This is a genomic window from Klebsiella sp. CTHL.F3a, assembly GCF_019890895.1.
GTDB lineage: Bacteria > Pseudomonadota > Gammaproteobacteria > Enterobacterales > Enterobacteriaceae > Klebsiella > Klebsiella grimontii.
Genome location: NZ_CP082360.1, coordinates 2,708,205 through 2,725,949 on the forward strand (window position 1 = coordinate 2,708,205; position 17,745 = coordinate 2,725,949).

General features: G+C 58.6%; 15 protein-coding genes. 10 read left to right on the forward strand and 5 right to left on the reverse strand.

Features of this window, described 5'->3' with window-relative positions; translation table 11 throughout:
* The first annotated feature begins 72 nt into the window (after positions 1 to 72).
* Both K7H21_RS12735 and smrA read left to right on the forward strand, forming a co-directional pair.
* Complete coding sequence (locus tag K7H21_RS12735; RefSeq protein ID WP_004119644.1) at positions 73 to 981, forward strand: LysR family transcriptional regulator; 909 nt, start codon at positions 73 to 75, stop codon at positions 979 to 981.
* A gap of 82 nt (positions 982 to 1,063) precedes the next feature.
* Positions 1,064 to 1,627, forward strand: a complete 564-nt coding sequence (gene smrA, locus K7H21_RS12740) for a DNA endonuclease SmrA (protein WP_049112153.1) — start codon at positions 1,064 to 1,066, stop codon at positions 1,625 to 1,627.
* Here the strand turns inward: smrA and K7H21_RS12745 are convergent.
* Positions 1,624 to 2,430, reverse strand: coding sequence for an IclR family transcriptional regulator domain-containing protein (locus K7H21_RS12745; protein ID WP_004119646.1), 807 nt, complete (start codon positions 2,428 to 2,430; stop codon positions 1,624 to 1,626). The two genes, smrA and K7H21_RS12745, sit on opposite strands and share 4 nt — an antisense overlap.
* Positions 2,431 to 2,597: 167 nt before the next feature.
* Between K7H21_RS12745 and K7H21_RS12750 the strand changes: the two genes are divergently transcribed.
* The 6 genes from K7H21_RS12750 to pcaC are packed head-to-tail and all read left to right on the forward strand — an operon-like array spanning position 2,598 to position 7,656.
* A complete protein-coding gene (locus K7H21_RS12750; protein ID WP_087828187.1) occupies positions 2,598 to 3,284 on the forward strand; it encodes a 3-oxoacid CoA-transferase subunit A in 687 nt (228 codons plus the stop codon).
* A 10-nt stretch (positions 3,285 to 3,294) separates the two neighbouring features.
* Entirely contained in the window at positions 3,295 to 3,951 is a 657-nt protein-coding gene (locus K7H21_RS12755) for a 3-oxoacid CoA-transferase subunit B (protein WP_004119648.1), read from the forward strand.
* A 10-nt stretch (positions 3,952 to 3,961) separates the two neighbouring features.
* Positions 3,962 to 5,164 (forward strand): 3-oxoadipyl-CoA thiolase, encoded by a 1,203-nt coding sequence (pcaF, locus tag K7H21_RS12760; RefSeq protein ID WP_004119649.1) that lies wholly within the window; start codon positions 3,962 to 3,964, stop codon positions 5,162 to 5,164.
* A 9-nt stretch (positions 5,165 to 5,173) separates the two neighbouring features.
* Complete coding sequence (locus K7H21_RS12765; protein ID WP_223035834.1) at positions 5,174 to 6,526, forward strand: 3-carboxy-cis,cis-muconate cycloisomerase; 1,353 nt, start codon at positions 5,174 to 5,176, stop codon at positions 6,524 to 6,526.
* Entirely contained in the window at positions 6,516 to 7,283 is a 768-nt protein-coding gene (pcaD, locus tag K7H21_RS12770) for a 3-oxoadipate enol-lactonase (protein ID WP_142468138.1), read from the forward strand. Before K7H21_RS12765 ends, pcaD begins: the two co-directional genes overlap by 11 nt.
* Positions 7,273 to 7,656: a 4-carboxymuconolactone decarboxylase gene (gene pcaC, locus K7H21_RS12775; RefSeq protein ID WP_004119652.1), complete on the forward strand. Its 384-nt coding sequence runs from the start codon at positions 7,273 to 7,275 to the stop codon at positions 7,654 to 7,656. The genes pcaD and pcaC overlap by 11 nt, the downstream gene beginning before the upstream one ends.
* An 83-nt stretch (positions 7,657 to 7,739) precedes the next feature.
* Here the strand turns inward: pcaC and fumA are convergent, their stop codons facing one another.
* Positions 7,740 to 9,395, reverse strand: a complete 1,656-nt coding sequence (fumA, locus tag K7H21_RS12780) for a class I fumarate hydratase FumA (protein WP_004119653.1) — start codon at positions 9,393 to 9,395, stop codon at positions 7,740 to 7,742.
* Between the two features lie 54 nt (positions 9,396 to 9,449).
* Entirely contained in the window at positions 9,450 to 10,955 is a 1,506-nt protein-coding gene (locus tag K7H21_RS12785; RefSeq protein WP_004119654.1) for an anion permease, read from the reverse strand.
* Positions 10,956 to 11,583: 628 nt separating this feature from the next.
* Here K7H21_RS12785 and K7H21_RS12790 point away from each other — a divergent pair.
* Positions 11,584 to 14,361, forward strand: a complete 2,778-nt coding sequence (locus tag K7H21_RS12790; RefSeq protein ID WP_223035891.1) for a flavocytochrome c — start codon at positions 11,584 to 11,586, stop codon at positions 14,359 to 14,361.
* A gap of 67 nt (positions 14,362 to 14,428) precedes the next feature.
* A complete protein-coding gene (locus K7H21_RS12795; protein ID WP_004119657.1) occupies positions 14,429 to 15,379 on the forward strand; it encodes an FAD:protein FMN transferase in 951 nt (316 codons plus the stop codon).
* On the opposite strand, the gene dcuR is transcribed toward K7H21_RS12795, so the two are convergent.
* Entirely contained in the window at positions 15,360 to 16,079 is a 720-nt protein-coding gene (dcuR, locus tag K7H21_RS12800) for a two-component system response regulator DcuR (protein ID WP_049114867.1), read from the reverse strand. The two genes, K7H21_RS12795 and dcuR, sit on opposite strands and share 20 nt — an antisense overlap.
* Complete coding sequence (locus tag K7H21_RS12805) at positions 16,076 to 17,689, reverse strand: sensor histidine kinase (RefSeq protein WP_139528784.1); 1,614 nt, start codon at positions 17,687 to 17,689, stop codon at positions 16,076 to 16,078. The genes dcuR and K7H21_RS12805 overlap by 4 nt, the downstream gene beginning before the upstream one ends.
* Positions 17,690 to 17,745 lie beyond the last annotated feature (56 nt).

Here is a 17,745-nt window from a genome sequence, read left to right on the forward strand (position 1 = left end):
CTGCCACAGCACGATCGATTACAGTAGATGTCATTTTCTTCTGTCTGATAAACACTGGTTATCACACACAACATGTCATTTCAGATTAAATTTCACCACATTCGCGCCTTCGTTGAGGTCGCGCGCGAAGGAAGTATTCGCGGCGCCAGCCGGGCGTTGGCGATTTCGCAGCCGGCGTTGACCAAAGCGATTAAAGAGCTGGAAGAGGGGCTCTCCGCGCAGCTGTTTGTGCGCCGTAGCCAGGGGGTGGCGCTGACCGAAAATGGCGAAAGCTTTTATCAACATGCGAGCCTGATCCTCGAAGAGCTGCGGGTGGCGCAGGATGAACTGCTGCAACGTCAGGGCGAGCAGGCCGGGCAGATTAATATTGGCCTTGGCGCCAGCGTAGCGCGTTCGCTGATGCCGTCGGTTATTTGCCGCTTTCATCAGCAGCATCCGCTGGTGAAGGTGCGGATTATGGAAGGACAACTGCTGGCGATGATTAATGAACTGCGCCAGGGTGAGCTGGATTTCACCATCAATACTTACTATCCCGGCCCGTACGATCATGAATTCAGTTTTGAAAAGCTATTTGAGAAACCCTTCGCGGTGTTCGCCCGCGCCGGTCACCCGGCGGCAAAAGCCACTTCACTGACGGCGTTGCTCGATCGCCACTGGACGATGCCGACGCCGCGCGGTAGCTACTTCAAACAGCTGCAGGAGATGTTTAACCAGGCCGGGCTGGCGCCAAAGGTGGATATTGTTTGCGAGACCTTCTCTTCGTGCATTAGCCTGGTGGTGAAAAGCGATTTTCTCAGTATTCTGCCGGTCGAACTTGGCAACGACCCGATGATGGCGGATAAGCTGGTGATGATCCCCATCCGTGAAGCGTTACCTAAAGCCACCTATTTTCTGATTCAGCGCCGCGATACGCGGCAGACGCCCTTAACCGCATCATTAATCACGCTGTTTCGTCGTCAGAGTCGACAACTGTTTCCATAATCGAGCAGGGGTGGTTAAACGCGTTGAGGAGGCGCCGCGAGGCGGCTATAGTAACAACCCGGTAGTAGCTGGAGGAACGCGCATGAACCTTGACGACAAATCCCTATTTCTTGGCGCCATGGAGGACGTTCAGCCTCTGAAACGTCATAACGATGTTCACTGGCATCCCGAGCGTAAGACCCGCCCCGTGCAGCGGGTTGACACCCTGCAGCTTGATAATTTCCTGACCACCGGTTATCTCGATATCGTGCCGCTGGCAACCGCCCTGGAATTCAAGCGCGAAGGCCTGCAAAGCGGCGTGCTGGAGAAGCTCCGCCGCGGCAAGTACGGCCAGCAGGCAAGCCTCAATCTGCTGCGCCAGCCGGTCGAAAAATGCCGACAAATGCTGTTTGCCTTTGTGGTTCAGGCGCAGAAGGAAGGGCTGCGAAATGTGCTGATCGTTCACGGCAAAGGGCGCGACGATAACGCCCACGCCAATATTATTCGCAGCTACCTGGCGCGCTGGCTGGTGGAGCTCCCGGAAGTCCAGGCGTTCTGCGCGGCGTTACCGCACCACGGAGGCAGCGGCGCCTGCTACGTGGCGTTGCGTAAATCGACGGAGGCTAAGCAGGAAAACTGGGAGCGCCACGCTAAACATAGCCGCTAGCGCATCAGCAGCGTCAGTTCCCGGGCTGCTTTTTGTAGCTCGGGTAACACCCGCGTAAGCATCTCTTGCGCGGAAACCTGCCCGGCGTGCACGCCGACGTTAAGCGCCGCCTGAATCTGCCCCTGGGGGTTAAACAGCGGCACCGCCAGCGAGCGCAGCCCCATCTCCAGCTCCTGATCGTTAAGCGCGTACCCCTGCTGATGGACGCGTTTAAGCTCGGCGCGCAGCTTGGCGACGGAATCGACGGTTTGCGGGGTATAGCGAATCATGGTGACCCGGCCCAGCATATCGTTCAGCTTCTCCTCCGGCTGAAAGCTCAGTAGTACGCGCCCCATCGAGGTCGCCCAGGCGGGCAGACGGCTACCGATATCGAGATCGATGGTCATAATGCGCGAGCTGGATGCGCGAGCGATATAAAGAATATCGTCGCCGTCGAGAGTGGCGATTGAGCAAGACTCATTGAGCATTTCGCTTAAATGCTTCAGCACCGGCTGCGCCGAGCGCGCCAGCGGCGTGGAGGCCAGCCAGGCGTGGCCCAGCGCCAGAATTTTAGGCCGCAGCTGGAAATTTTTACCATCTTCGGCGTACACAAAGCCCAGTTTGCTCAGCGTATACAGGCAGCGACGCACCGCCGCGCGCGGAATGCCGGTCTTCTGGCTGATTTGCGAAATAGAGAGCAGCGGGCGCTGCGGCGTAAACGCCTGGATCACCTCCAGCCCGCGCGCCAGCGAAGCCATAAAGTTCGGATCGCCCTTAAACGGGTCGCTATCGCCCGTTAGTAAATCGTCTGGATGTTTCTCCATTCTCTTCTCCATATTTGCCGCCGATCACATTCTTTCGCTAAACATACACGATGTTCGATTATCGCACCATATTTCGATTATCGCCCTTGACCGACATCGTTAAGCGGGTCACATTTTGTGCGAACAACGAATAAAGGTGCGATTACCGCACATACAGGAGCGACCTGATGATTGATAAAAGCGTGTCGACGCTACGTGATGCCATCGCTGGGATCCACGACGGAGCGACCATAATGATTGGCGGTTTTGGCCCCGCCGGGCAGCCGACGTACCTGATAGATGCTCTGATAGAACAGGGGGCCCGCGATTTAACCATTATCAACAACAATGCGGGCAACGGCGAAGTCGGCCTGGCGGCGCTGCTGAAGGCCGGTCGGGTGCGCAAAATGATCTGCTCGTTCCCGCGTCAGGTCGACTCGCAGATTTTCGACGATCTTTATCGTCGCGGCAAAGTTGAGCTGGAGCTGGTCCCGCAGGGCAACCTCGCCGCGCGTATCCAGGCGGCAGGTGCGGGCCTCGGCGCGGTATTTACCCCCACCGGCTACGGCACGCCACTGGCGGAGGGGAAAGAGACCCGCGAGATTGATGGTCGTCATTACGTTCTCGAATATCCCATCAAGGCTGACTTCGCGTTGATCAAAGCCCACCAGGGCGACCGCTGGGGAAACCTGGTGTATCGCAAAGCGGCGCGCAATTTCGGTCCGATTATGGCGACCGCCGCCAAAACCACCATTGTGGAAGTTTCGCAGCTGGTGCCCCTCGGCGAGCTCGACCCGGAAAGCATCATTACCCCGGGAATTTTTGTTCAGCGCGTCTACTCCCTGGAAAACCTGACTGCCGCTAAAAGCGCCTGAGGAACCCGTAATGCAAAAACTGACTCGCGATGAAATGGCCCAGCGCGTAGCCCGCGATATTCCCGAAGGCGCTTACGTCAACCTGGGGATCGGCTTACCCACCCGTATCGCCAACTACCTTCCTGCCGATAAAGAAATCTTCCTGCACAGCGAAAACGGCCTGCTGGGAATGGGGCCAAAGCCGCGGCCTGGCGAAGAGGACCCGGAGCTGATTAACGCCGGAAAAGAGTATGTGACTCTGCTGCAGGGCGGCTGCTATTTCCACCACGGCGACTCCTTCGCCATGATGCGCGGCGGCCATCTCGATATCTGCGTGCTCGGCGCCTATCAGGTTTCCGCCAGCGGCGATCTGGCGAACTGGAGCACGGGCGCGCCCGACGCGATTCCGGCCGTCGGCGGGGCGATGGATCTGGCCATTGGCGCTCGTCAGGTCTTCGTGATGATGGATCACCTGACCCGCGACGGTGAATGCAAGCTGGTCGAGCACTGTACCTACCCGCTGACCGGCGTCGGCTGCGTCAGCCGGATTTACACCGACCTGGCGGTTATCGATATCAGCGAAAGCGGTCCGGTGGTGCGGGAAATCTTCAACGGCCTCTCTTTTGAGGAACTGCAGCGTATCACTCCGGTGGCGCTGACTTTTGCACAACTGGCGGAAAGCGCGTAAGGAACCTATGATGAATCAGGCATTTATCTGTGATGCGGTGCGGACGCCGTTCGGCCGCTTTGGCGGTACTCTGGCCACCCTGCGCGCCGACGATCTGGCGGCGCTGCCGCTGAAGGCGCTGCTGGAACGCAACCCGGGTCTCGATCCGGCGCGTATTGATGATGTGATTTACGGCTGCGCCAACCAGGCGGGAGAAGATAACCGCAACGTCGCGCGCATGGCGCTGCTGCTGGCCGGGCTGCCGGAAAGCGTACCGGGCAGTACCGTTAACCGCCTGTGCGGTTCGAGCCTTGATGCGATCGGCATCGCAGCGCGTGCGATTAAAAGCGGCGAAACTCAGCTGATGATTGCCGGCGGCGTAGAAAGCATGTCGCGGGCGCCGTTTGTGATGGGCAAGGCCGAAAGCGCCTATAGCCGCACGATGCGGATGGAAGATACCACCATCGGCTGGCGCTTCATTAACCCGCAGATGAAAGCGCTGTACGGCGTGGATTCGATGCCGGAAACGGCGGAAAACGTGGCGGACGATTTCGCCGTTTCGCGGGCAGATCAGGATGCGTTTGCGCTGCGTAGCCAGCTACGTACGGCGGCGGCGCAGGAGGCGGGGCGTTTTGCCGACGAGCTGATCGCCGTCTCGGTGCCGCAGCGCAAGGGCGAACCGCTGCTCTTTAGCCGCGATGAGCACCCGCGCAGCAGCACGGCGGAGGCGCTGGCCAGGCTTCGCGGCGTGGTTCGTCCCGACGGTACGGTGACGGCGGGTAACGCCTCCGGCGTTAACGACGGCGCCTGCGCGCTGCTGCTCGCCAGCGAGCAGGCGCTGGCCGCCAATGATTTACGCCCGCTGGCCCGTGTGGTGGGCGTGGCGACGGCAGGAGTGGCGCCGCGTATTATGGGATTTGGCCCGGCGCCGGCGGTACGTAAGGTGCTGGCGCAAACCGGCCTGACGCTTGGGCAGATGGACGTCATTGAACTGAATGAGGCTTTTGCCGCTCAGGCGCTGGCGGTCACCCGCGATCTGGGCCTGCCCGACGATGCGGCGCACGTCAACCCTAACGGCGGCGCGATTGCCCTCGGGCACCCGCTGGGGGCTTCCGGCGGTCGTCTGGCAATGACCGCGGCGTATCAGCTGCGCCGTACCGGCGGGCGCTATGCGCTGTGCACCATGTGTATCGGCGTCGGTCAGGGGATCGCGCTGATTATTGAACGCGTTTAAGGAGCCATAATGAGTTTGTTGACCCCGATGATGCGCACCAGTCCGCTGACCGCCTGGTTCAGCGATGCGCAGCGGGTGCAGGGGATGCTGGATTTTGAAGCCGCGCTGGCGCGCGCCCAGGTCGAATGCGGCCTTGTGCCGCAGGCGGCGCTTAATACCATTATCGAGAGTTGCCGGCACGAAAACATCGACTTTGCCGCGCTGGGGCAGGCCGCCGCCAGCGCCGGAAATCTGGCGATCCCGCTGGTCAAACAGCTGACCGCGCGGGTTAAACAACGGGATGAAGCGGCGGGGCGCTACGTGCACTGGGGGGCGACCAGCCAGGATGCTATTGACACCGGCTTTATCCTGCAGCTGCGCGGCGCGCTGGCGGAAACGGAGTCCCTGCTGCAGCAACTGCTCGATGCGTTGGCCAGCCAGGCACAGCGGTATCAGGATACGGTGATGCCGGGCCGGACCTGGATGCAGCACGCGCTACCGGTGACCTTTGGCCTTAAGCTCGCTGGGACGCTGGATGCGCTGCTGCGCTGGCAGACGCGCTTGCGGGAAATGCGTTCACGGGTGCTGGCGCTGCAGTTTGGCGGCGCGGCGGGCACCCTGGACTCCCTTAAAACCCATGCGCCGCAGGTCGCCGTCGCGCTGGCGAAAACCCTCGACCTGCAGCTGCCGGACACGCCCTGGCATAGCCAGCGCGACCGGCTGCTGGAGGTGGGGGCGTGGTACGCGGGCGTCTGCGGCACGCTGGGTAAATTCGCCAATGATTTTTCGCTGCTGATGCAAACCGAAGTGGCGGAAGTGGCGGAGCCGGTCGCTGAAGGGCGCGGCGGCTCATCCACCATGCCGCATAAACGCAATCCCATCTCCTGCGCCGCTATTTTGACCGCCGCTCAGCGTACGCCAGGACTTGTGGCAACGCTCTATGCCGGGCAGATTCAGCAGCACGAGCGGGCGCTGGGCGGCTGGCTGGCCGAATGGGAAACGCTGCCGGAGCTGATAACTCTCGTCGGCGGCGCGCTGGCGCAGAGCGAAGCGCTGGTGCGCGATATGCAGGTCTTCCCGTCTAAGATGCGCGCCGACCTCGATATCACCCATGGCCTGATTATGGCCGAAGCCGTCACCCTGGCACTGGCGGAGTTTGTCGGCAAAGCCGAGGCTCATCACCGGGTTGAGGCGCTGTGTCGCCAGGCGCTGGATGCGTCACGTTCGCTGTTGAGCGTGCTGGAAACCGATCCGCTGGTCAGCGAGCATCTCTCCGCCAGCCGTTTAACCCAACTGCTGGATCCGACCACGGCGACCGGCAGCTCAGCACTCTTCGTGCGCCAGGTTGTGGCGCGCTATAAGGAGCAACGTCATGAATGTTGATTATCAGATAGACGGGCCGCAAGACGCGCCGGTCATCGTTCTCTCTAACTCACTGGGCACCACCCGGGCGATGTGGCAGCCGCAGCTTGAGGCGTTAACGCAGCATTTTCGCGTCCTGCGCTACGATACCCACGGCCATGGCGCCACCCGTAAAAACGGTAAAGTGACGCTGGCGCAGCTCGGCGAAGATGTGATTGCGCTGCTCGATCATCTTAATATCGCTAAAGCCTGGTTCTGCGGGATTTCTATGGGCGGGCTGACCGGCCTGTGGCTGGGGCGCTTTGCGCCGGAACGCTTTCACGGCCTGGTCGTCGCCAACACCGCGGCGCGGATTGGCGATCAGGCGGGCTGGCTGTCACGCGCCCGCGCTGTGCGTCAGGAAGGGATGGAAGTGGTCGCCGCAGGCGCCGCAGATCGCTGGTTTAGCCACGCCTTTCGCCAGAAGACGCCGGAAGTGGTGGAAGCGCTCTGTCACCAGTTGACCCATATTGATGCTGAAGGCTATGCGGCCTGCTGCGAAGCGCTGGCTGCCGCCGATCTGCGCGCAGAAGTCGTGCAGATCCCGATTCCGGTGCTGATCGTCGCCGGAGAAAGTGACCCTGTCACAATGGTGAAGGATGCCGACTTCCTGCATCAGCAGATCCCGGTCTCCGAAGTGGTCGTGCTGGCGGCATCGCATTTATCGAATATCGAAGCGCCGAAAGCGTTCAGCTCGGCGCTGCTGGGTTTTATTCAGGGAGGAAAGCATGGACGATAAGCAGCGTTATCAGCGGGGAATGGAGGTACGGCGCAAGGTGCTCGGCGATGCTCATGTCGATAAGACGCTGGAAAAGCTGACGCCGCTTAACGAATCATTTCAGGATTTCATTACCCGCTACGCCTGGGGAGAGACCTGGACCCGGCCGGGGCTCGATCACCATACCCGCAGCATGATCACTATCGCCATGCTGATCGCCCTGAACCGCGAAGCTGAGCTGAAAATGCACCTGCGGGCGGCGTTTAACAACGGGGTTACCCGCGATGAGCTGAAAGAGCTGATTATGCACTCCGCGCTCTACTGCGGCCTGCCCGCCGCCAACGCCACGATGCATCTGGCACAGCAGGTATTTGACGAGATGGATGCCGTTTAGCCGCCACCCGGCAGGTTTGTCGCTCCTCGCAGGCCGTCATGCGACGGCCTGCGACAGTTACCCGCCACCAGGGGCGGGTAATATCATCCTCTTTGCTGCGAACAGCCTGCGCACTGCTTATTCTGGATCTGCTGGAAGAAGTCATTGCCTTTGTCATCCACCAGAATAAACGCCGGGAAGTTTTCCACTTCGATTTTCCAGATAGCTTCCATCCCCAGTTCAGGATAGGCCACACACTCCAGGCTCTTGATACTCTGCTGCGCCAGCACCGCTGCCGGGCCGCCGATGCTGCCGAGGTAAAAACCGCCGTGCTTATGGCAGGCGTCGGTGACCTGCTGGCTGCGGTTGCCTTTGGCCAGCATCACCATGCTTGCGCCGTGGGATTGCAGCAAATCGACGTAAGAGTCCATGCGGCCAGCGGTGGTGGGGCCAAGGGAGCCGGACGCATAGCCTTCCGGGGTTTTCGCCGGACCCGCGTAGTAGATCGGGTGATCTTTGACGTACTGCGGCAGTTCTTCACCGTTATCGATAAGCTCTTTCAGCTTCGCGTGGGCGATATCGCGGGCCACAATAATAGTGCCGTTGAGCGTCAGACGCGTCGAGACCGGGTGGGCGGAAAGCTGGGTCAGAATCTCGCTCATCGGCTGATTAAGATCGATGCTGACGACCTTGCCTTCACCCTGCTGGCGCAAATGTTCGGGAATATACTGACCCGGGTTGCTCTCCAGTTTCTCAATCCAGATACCGTGGCGGTTGATTTTGGCTTTGATATTGCGATCCGCCGAGCAGGAGACGCCCATGCCCACCGGGCACGACGCGCCGTGGCGCGGCAGGCGGATGACGCGAATATCGTGCGCGAAGTATTTGCCGCCGAACTGCGCCCCGAGACCGAGGTTTTGCGCCTCAAGCTGCAGCGCCTGCTCCAGCTGAATATCGCGGAAGGCCTGACCGTGCTCGTTGCCTTCGGTCGGTAGTTCGTCGTAGTAGTGGGTAGAGGCCAGCTTAACCGTTTTTAACGTCGCTTCTGCCGAGGTACCGCCAATCACAAAGGCAATATGGTACGGCGGGCAGGCGGCGGTGCCGAGGGTACGCATTTTTTCAACGAGATAGTCTTTCAGCTTCGCCGGAGTGATTAACGCTTTGGTTTCCTGATACAGATAGGTTTTGTTAGCCGAGCCGCCGCCCTTGGCCATACAGAGGAATTTATATTCATCGCCGTCGACGCTGTAGAGGTCGATCTGCGCGGGGAGGTTAGTCCCGGTATTAACCTCTTTGTACATATCCAGCGCAGCGTTCTGCGAATAGCGCAGGTTATCCTCGGTATAGGTGTTATAGACGCCGCGGGCGAGGGCCGCTTCGTCGCCGCCGCCGGTCCACACGCGCTGGCCTTTCTTACCCATAATAATCGCCGTGCCGGTATCCTGGCAGGTCGGCAGCACGCCTTTGGCGGCGATTTCAGAGTTACGCAGGAACTGCAGCGCCACGTACTTATCGTTATCGCTGGCTTCAGGGTCGAGAAGGATCTGCGCGACCTGTTTTTGGTGGGACACGCGCAGCATAAACGCCGCATCGTGGAAAGCCTGTTGAGCCAGAAGGGTGAGGGCCTGAGGGGCTACTTTGAGGATCTCCTGGCCTTCGAATTCGGCCACGGAGACATGCTCTTTGCTCAGCAGATAGTATTCAGTCTTATCTTTTGCTAGCGGAAACGCTTCCTGATAGACAAACGGTTTAGTTGACATTGTTTTGCTCCCTAAGAGTAAAACCGCCGGGGTTTAACGCCCGACGGTTATGAATCAGAACATCATGGACATCCACGGATAGCCAATCAGCAGCAGGGCGGCCAGGAAGATGGCGCCGAAAATGGTGCCGAGACGCCAGTAGTCTTTGGTCGGCAGATAGCCGCTGCCGTAGTAAATTGGGCTGGGGCCGGTACCGTACGGGGTGATGATCCCCATCACGCCGAGGGAGGTCACCATCAGCAGCACGAACACCTGCATATTCATCCCCGGAATGGTGGAGGCGATAGTCAGCATCGCCGGCAGCAGCGCGGTGGTGTGCGCGGTGGTGCTGGCAAACAGATAGTGCAGCAGGTAGAACGCCAGCAGCAGGACGACGGTCGCGACGCCCGGGGAAATGCCGCTCATCAGCGCGCCGCCCTCTTTACCCAGCCAGGCGATAAAACCGGTAGAGGAGAGGCCGTCGGCCAGCGCAACCAGGGTGGCGAACCAGGCAAAGGTGTTCCATGCCGCTTTGTTGCTGGTGATATCATTCCACGAGAGCACACCGGTCCACAGCATCAGGACGATAACCAACAGGGCGGCCAGCGCTGGTTCAATCCATTCGGCGGCGAAGATCCACATCATCAGCGCGAAGCAGACGAAGACCAGCAGCAGGATTTCATTGCGCGACAGGCGGCCCAGTTTTTCCAGCTCGCGGGCGGCCCACAGCGGCACTTCATCGTTGATTTTCACTTCCGGCGGGTAGAACCAGTAGGCCAGCAGCGGCATCGTCAGAATCAACAGGATACCCAGCGGCAGGAAGGCGATAAACCAGGTGCCCCAGGAGATATTAATGCCGACGATGCTTTTCACCAGCGCCAGCGCCAGCAGGTTCGGCGCGAGCGCGGAGAGAAACATCGAACTGGTGATGCAAGCGGCGGTGATCGCCACCCACATCAGGTAGGAGCCGATGCGGCGCGCGCTCGGGTCGTTAGGTTTAGAGCCGTACAGCGGCGGCAGGTTAGCGATAATCGGGTAGATGGTCCCGCCGCTGCGCGCGGTATTGGACGGCGTGAACGGCGCCAGCAGCAGGTCGGCGAAGGTGATGGCGTAGCCCAGCGTCAGGCTGCGGCGGCCGAGATATTTCACCAGAATCAGCGCCAGACGGCGGCCAAACTGGGTTTTATCGTAGCCGGCGGCAAACATGAAAGCACCGAAGATAAGCCACACGGTGGAGTTACCGAAACCACTCACCGCCCATTTAAAGGAGGCGCCGGCAAGCTTAAAGTTCGGCGCGGCCAGCTGTTCAGGGCTAAAGAGTAGCCACTGGCTGCACAGGGCGATGACCACGACGCCGGTAATACCAATCACCGCGCCGGGCAGTGGTTCGAAGATCAGACCGACGATCACGCCGACGAAAATGGCAAAGTAATGCCAGGCGTAAGGGGGGAGCCCTTCGGGCACCGGAACGAATAAGAGTAAGACGGCAACGATAATGGGCATCGCCATCATCAGCAGACGTTTATAAGCAGCATTTTTTGCTGCACCGGCAGGCGGTATGGTTGTCTTTTTCTCTTTCATAATGAGTATCTGCAAGTAGTTAAAAATAAGGTTTTGTCACCGGTTAACCGTTCGATTTCTTTAGTTTCGAAAGTTTCTTTAATTATTAATGGCCGTTTTTGGATATTCCGGTGACCGTTATTTAACGCGTTTTGTTGAGCGCTAAATTAAAATGCTTGGTTATTTATATATTGCGCTTTCATGCGCCGTTGCAATTGATTGAGATCAAGAAAAGCGGGTTGTCAGATACTTTTTTATTATTTCAGATAACCCTGTTTAGTGAGGTGTTAATTTGTGTAAAATATAGCTTAATGTTAAATTTTAATTGGTTTTTATAATGCAATTTTAATTTATTTATATGAATAATAAGGTTTTTTTCCGGTTATTTTTAAGGTTGCATATGTTAACAATGGTTTCCAGTTTGTTATCATTTATCTCTGTTGTGTGAATAAAATATTTTTAATTAATAATACAAAGGAGGTAGTGATGTTATTGCTGGTATTAAATAGTTTTTTAACTAACGTAATTACTTTGGTAACTAAAAATAGCGCTATATTATGGGCATGACTTAAGGGATTACCAAATACAAGTAAAAATAATTCCGTCACCCAATTCTGAATTTTCAATATTTAAAATCTGGAGCGTCATGATGACCAGTAACCAACGAATTTTAAACCCTTTTACTTTACCGAACGGCACCGAGCTAAAAAACCGCCTGTTAATGGCGCCGATGACCACCTGCACCGGTTATTTTGACGGTACCGTGACCAGTGAACTGGTGGAGTACTACCGCGCTCGCGCCGGCAGCATCGGCGCTATTATCGTTGAATGCTGCTTTATCGATGATTACGGTCTGGCGTTCCCCGGCGCTATCGGTATCGATAATGACGAGAAAGTGGCCGGTCTGGCGAAAATCGCCGCGGCGATCAAGGCCGAAGGCTCAAAAGCGATTCTGCAGATCTACCACGGTGGCAGGATGGTCGACCCGCAGCTTATCGGCGGACGCCAGCCGGTGGCCCCGAGTGCGATTGCCGCGCCCCGCGAAGGCGCAGCCACGCCTCGCGCGCTGAGCGGGGCTGAAGTCGAGGGCATGATCGCGAAGTTTGGCGAAGGTGTACGCCGCGCCATTCAGGCCGGTTTCGACGGCGTCGAGATTCACGGCGCGAACACCTATCTGATCCAGCAGTTTTATTCGCCAAACTCTAACCAGCGCGACGACGAGTGGGGCGGCAGCCGCGATAATCGCGCCAGATTACCGCTGGCGGTGCTCGACATCACCCACAAAATGGCCCGCCAGTACGCCGACGACGCCTTTATTATCGGCTACCGCTTCTCCCCGGAAGAGATGGAAGTCCCCGGCATCCGTTTTGCTGACACCATGTACCTGCTGGAAAAACTGGCTGCCCGCGGCGTGGACTATCTCCACTTCTCGGTTGGCGCCACGCTGCGCCCCTCTATCGTTGATACCAGCGATCCCACCCCGTTGATTGAAAAATACTGCGCCATGCGCTCTGAAACCCTGGCGCAGGTGCCGGTGATGGGCGTGGGCGGCGTGGTTAATGCGGCTGATGCCGAGCAGGGGCTGGATCACGGCTACGACCTGATGGCGGTCGGTCGCGCCTGTATCGCGTATCCTGACTGGACGGCGCGCATTGCCGCCGGCGAAGAGCTGGAGCTGTTTATTGACAGCACCCAGCGCGAAGCGCTGAACATCCCGGAACCGCTATGGCGCTTCTCGCTGGTGGAGGCGATGATCCGCGATATGAGCATGGGCGACGCCAAATTCAAACCGGGGATGTTCGTCGAAACCGTTCAGGACGACGCCAACGAGCTGGTTATCAACGTCAGCCTGGAAAATGACCGTATCGCCGATATCGCCCTGGCGGCAAGCCCGGTGCAGACCGTCGAGTTCACCACCAGCTTTGAAGAGATCCGTGAACGTATTCTCAGCGCTAACACCCCGCACGTGGATGCGATTTCCGGCGCAACCAGCCAGAGCGAAGCGGTAAAAAAAGCGGTGTCCAAAGCAATGCTGAAGTCCAGTAAAGCGCTGGCCGCCGAAGAGGGCGCGGGCGATGCGGCGCCGAAAAGCTACGATGTGGTGGTGGTCGGCAGCGGCGGAGCCGGTCTGGCGGCCGCGATTCAGGCGCACGATGAAGGCGCGAGCGTTCTGATCGTTGAAAAAATGCCGACCATCGGCGGCAACACCATCAAAGCCTCTGCCGGAATGAACGCCGCAGAAACCCGCTTCCAGCGCGTAAAAGGCATCGAGGACAGCAAAGAGTTGTTCTACCAGGAAACGCTGAAAGGCGGCAAAAATAAAAACGACCCGCAGCTGCTGCGCCGCTTCGTAGAAAACGCGCCGGAAGCCATTGAGTGGCTGGCGCGTCGCGGCATTATGCTTAACGATATCACTACCACCGGCGGGATGAGCATCGACCGTACCCACCGTCCGCGCGACGGGTCGGCGGTCGGCGGCTACCTGATCAGCGGCCTGGTGCGTAATATCACCAAACGCGGTATCGATGTGCTGCTGGATACGTCGGTGGAAGAGATCCTGATGAGCGGCGATGAGGTCAGCGGCGTGCGCCTGCTCACCGATGAAAACGAATCGGTTGTGGTACAGACGAAGAGCATCGTGGTGGCCACCGGCGGCTTCAGCGCCAACAGCGCCATGGTGGTGAAATACCGCCCGGATCTGGCGGGTTTTGTGACCACCAACCATAAAGGGGCCACCGGCGGCGGTATCGCGCTGCTTGAACGCATCGGCGCGGGCACCGTGGATATGGGCGAAATCCAGATCCACCCGACCGTCGAGCAGCAAACCTCGTATCTGATTTCCGAATCGATTCGCGGCGGCGGGGCGATTCTGGTGAACCCGCAGGGTAGCCGCTTCTTCAACGAAATGGAAACCCGCGATAAGGTCTCCGCCGCGATTATCGCGCTGCCGGAGCACTTCGCTTATATCGTCTTCGACGAGCACGTCCGGGCGAAAAACAAAGCCGCCGATGAGTACATCGCTAAAGGTTTCGTCACCAGCGCCAGCTCGCCGCGCCAGCTGGCGGAGAAACTGGGGGTGGATTACCATGCTTTTCTCAATACCCTGGAGCGCTACAACGGCTTTGTTGAAAAACAGCATGATGATGACTTTGGCCGTACCACCGCGCTGCGCGCGCCGATAAATGAAGGCCCTTACCATGCGATTCGTATCGCGCCGGGGGTTCACCACACCATGGGCGGCGTGACCGTTAACACCGATACCGCGGTGCTGAATGCCGGTCATCAGGTGATTGCGGGCGCTTTTGCCGCAGGCGAAGTGGTTGGCGGCATTCACGGTGGTAACCGCATCGGCGGTAACGCGGTGGCCGATATCATTATCTTCGGGACCCTCGCGGGCCATCAGGCCGCGAAACGCGCCAGAGGTTAAGCGTTAGCGACTCCCGCCGGGCTGGCAAACATACGGCCCGGCTTCTTATCTCTCTGAGGAGGGCGATATGTCCGACAACCGCGTCTACAGCTACTCCGCCGTGCTGATGGGTTCGCCCATTCTCCTCAAACTCTACGTTCACGATGAACCGCTCGCCTCACGTGTTTTTCAACTGATTAAGGGCTATGAAGATCTTTTCACCGTGAACCGCGCGTACTCCCAGGTGATGGATATCAACCAGGCCGCCGGGCGGCATCCGGTGACGGTAAGCCGTCCGGTTTACGCGCTGATTAAATGCGCCAAAGCCGCCAGCATGGTGCGCGACAGCGCGTTTAACCTGGCGATCGGTCCGCTGGTGAAGCTGTGGCGCATCGGTTTTCAAGGCCAGAGCGTGCCCGCTGCGCAGGACATTGCCGCTCGCCTGACGTTAACGCGTCCGCAGGATGTGATCCTCGATGACGCCGTCGGCAGCGTCTATCTTGCCCGCGCGGGAATGGAGATTGACCTTGGGGCCATCGCGAAAGGCTATATCGCTGACCGGGTGCGCGACTATTTGCAGCAGCAAGGCATAAACGCCGCGCTGATTAATCTCGGCGGCAATGTCCACACGCTGGGCGAATGGTCTATCGGGTTGAAAAAACCTTACTCAGCGGCGGATGCGCTGATTGGCAGCATTGCGGTGGCGGGGCAGTCGGTGGTGACCTCGGGCATTTACGAACGCTATTTCGAGCAGGATGGCAAACGCTGGCACCATATTCTCGACCCGCGCAGCGGCTATCCGCTGGATAACGAGCTGGAAAGCGTAACCATTATTTCCGCCGACTCGCTGGACGGCGATATCTGGACCACCCTGATTTACGGCCTCGGCGTAGAGAAGGGCTGCGCGGCGCTGCGCCAGCGCGAGGATATCGAAGCGATTTTCGTCACCAAAAACCGCGACGTTATCCTCTCTTCACAGCGCCGTTTCCGCTTCCAACTGTTGGATAATGGCTACCGGCTTACTGGCTGTACTGCTTAAGCAGGCCGTACTGCTCGGCTATCAAATGGTAGCGGTACACCGGGCGTCCGGTGGCGCCATAGTGAATGCTGGTATAAAGAATGTTAATTTGTGCCAGCCAAATCAGGTACTTACGGCACGAAACCCGAGATATATTTACCGCCGCCGCCAGCTCGTCGGTGGAGAACTCCACATCCGGATGGGCATCAATCCACTGACAGAGGGTACGCAGCGTCTGCGGCGTCAGGCCTTTTGGTAACTTGCGCGAATCGGCGGCTTCCGGCACGCCGCCGTGGAGCAACCGGTCGACGTCCGCTTGTTCATAATAGGGTTGACCGGTCATCAGCTTACGCTTTTCGCGCCAGGCGGTGAGCGCCTCTTCAAACCGTGGAAACTGGAAGGGTTTGATCAGATAGTCCACCACGCCGTAGCGCATCGAGGCCTGAACCGTCGCGGCGTCGGCGGCAGAGGTAATCATTATCACGTCTATAGGCCGCCCGGACGCGCGTATGGCGGGCAGCAGATCGAGGCCGCTATCCTGCTGCATGTAGACATCCAGCAGCACCAGATCGATCTCCAGATCCTTGTCGTTAACCATCTCCCTGGCTTTACTCAGCGTCGACGCGGTGCCGCTGCAGCGGAAGCCGCTGACTCGCCCCACGTACAGGCGATTCAGTTCGGCAACCATGGCATCATCGTCAACAATTAATACATTTATCACGCACTTTTCCTTTTACTGTCCCACGGGAGATGAACGAAAAATTGGGTAAACACGCCGGGTTCGGATTCCACGGCCAGCGACCCGCCAAGTTCACGAAGCTGCTGGCTGGCGAGAAACAGCCCGACACCGCGGTTTTCGCCTTTAGTCGAGAAGCCCTTATTAAAAATATCATCGATAAACGCTTCCGGGATACCGGGACCATCATCGCTGACTTCGCCGCTTAACCAGCCGTTCTGATAGTGCAGCAGCAGGCCGACTTCGCCTTCGGCCTGGCCGCTCATGGCATCCAGCGCGTTCTCGATTAAATTGCCCAGCACCGTCACCAGCACGGTAATCTGTTTTTCATTCGGGCAGTCGGGTACAAGGCTCTCTTCGGCGAGGGTGAGGGTAAACCCCCGCTCTTTAGCGCGCTGAATTTTGCCGATCAAAAAGCCGGCCACCACCGGTGATTTAATCCGGTGCTGGATTTCGCCGATATCCGCCTGATAGGTGTGGGCGGTCTGCAGCACGTACTCCTCCAGCTTGTCGTAGCTTTTCATGTTCAACAGGCCGAGAATCACGTGCAGCTTATTCATAAATTCATGCGATGTAGTGCGCAGGGCATCGACATAGTTCACCATCCCGTCGAGCCGCTGCAGCAGCTGGCTGACTTCAGTTTTGTCACGAAAAGTGCTAATTGCGCCGACCACGTCATCCTCGTCGCGAACGGGGACCGTGTTGCTGATCAGCAGCAGACCGTTGCACCCCAGCTCGCGATCGTAAATCGGCTCGCCGGTTTGCAGAACCTCCTGCAAATCCGCCAGCAGCGGCGTTTGCGCGATGTCGCTATCGGGGCCGCTGAACAGGATATCCCGCGCGGCGGGGTTAATCAGCGTCACCTGGCCGTCGGCGTCCACCGCCACCACGCCCTCTTTTAAAGAATGCAGCATCGCCTGTCGCTGCTGGAACTGCGTCGAGATCTCCTGCGGCTCAAGGCCCAGCAAAACACGCTTCAGGCCGCGAACCAGGCTCCAGGTGCCGACGGCACATACAACCGCGCTGAACAGCACGGTCAGGATCACGTCCCAGCGGCTGGCGGCGATCTGCGTATCCACTTTGCTTAGCGAAATGCCAATCGCCACCACGCCGATTTGCCGACGGTTATCGTCAAATACCGGGGTGAATACCCGCAGCGCCGGAGCCAGCACGCCGTGGTTGACAGCGACGTTCTCCTTGCCCGCCAGCGTGGGCCGGATGTCCTCGCCGATGAAGGGTTTGCCGATAATCTGGCTATTGGGATGCGAGTAGCGAATACCGTCCATATTGGTGACGACGGCAAACAGCAGGCCGTTGCGTCTGGCGACGGCCTGCGCCAGCGGCTGGATAATACCGCTCTCCGGCGGCAGCGTCAGGCCACGCTTGACTTCCGGGGTGTCGGCCAGCGTCCGCGCCACCGCCAGCGCCGTATCTTTCACGCCGTCGCGGGTGGCGCCGCTAATCTGCATAAACCACAGGGCATAGACCAGAATCAGTACTGAACCGATCACGCTGCCGATCATTAAGGTCACGGCGGTGCTCAGCTTCATGCTCATTGCGCGTTTGCGCGCGGGCTGCTGCGCGAATTCATTCATACCGACCCCAGGAGAAAACGTTTAAACAGTATTATCGCTGAACGAGCGGCTTTCAT

Bases quoted from the DNA above. Each gene is read 5' to 3' on its own strand.
- K7H21_RS12735 (WP_004119644.1), top strand. From the start codon at position 73: ATGTCATTTCAGATTAAATTTCACCACATTCGCGCCTTCGTTGAGGTC.
- smrA (WP_049112153.1), top strand. From the start codon at position 1,064: ATGAACCTTGACGACAAATCCCTATTTCTTGGCGCCATGGAGGACGTT.
- K7H21_RS12745 (WP_004119646.1), bottom strand. From the start codon at position 2,430: ATGGAGAAACATCCAGACGATTTACTAACGGGCGATAGCGACCCGTTT.
- K7H21_RS12750 (WP_087828187.1), top strand. From the start codon at position 2,598: ATGATTGATAAAAGCGTGTCGACGCTACGTGATGCCATCGCTGGGATC.
- K7H21_RS12755 (WP_004119648.1), top strand. From the start codon at position 3,295: ATGCAAAAACTGACTCGCGATGAAATGGCCCAGCGCGTAGCCCGCGAT.
- pcaF (WP_004119649.1), top strand. From the start codon at position 3,962: ATGAATCAGGCATTTATCTGTGATGCGGTGCGGACGCCGTTCGGCCGC.
- K7H21_RS12765 (WP_223035834.1), top strand. From the start codon at position 5,174: ATGAGTTTGTTGACCCCGATGATGCGCACCAGTCCGCTGACCGCCTGG.
- pcaD (WP_142468138.1), top strand. From the start codon at position 6,516: ATGAATGTTGATTATCAGATAGACGGGCCGCAAGACGCGCCGGTCATC.
- pcaC (WP_004119652.1), top strand. From the start codon at position 7,273: ATGGACGATAAGCAGCGTTATCAGCGGGGAATGGAGGTACGGCGCAAG.
- fumA (WP_004119653.1), bottom strand. From the start codon at position 9,395: ATGTCAACTAAACCGTTTGTCTATCAGGAAGCGTTTCCGCTAGCAAAA.
- K7H21_RS12785 (WP_004119654.1), bottom strand. From the start codon at position 10,955: ATGAAAGAGAAAAAGACAACCATACCGCCTGCCGGTGCAGCAAAAAAT.
- K7H21_RS12790 (WP_223035891.1), top strand. From the start codon at position 11,584: ATGACCAGTAACCAACGAATTTTAAACCCTTTTACTTTACCGAACGGC.
- K7H21_RS12795 (WP_004119657.1), top strand. From the start codon at position 14,429: ATGTCCGACAACCGCGTCTACAGCTACTCCGCCGTGCTGATGGGTTCG.
- K7H21_RS12805 (WP_139528784.1), bottom strand. From the start codon at position 17,689: ATGAATGAATTCGCGCAGCAGCCCGCGCGCAAACGCGCAATGAGCATG.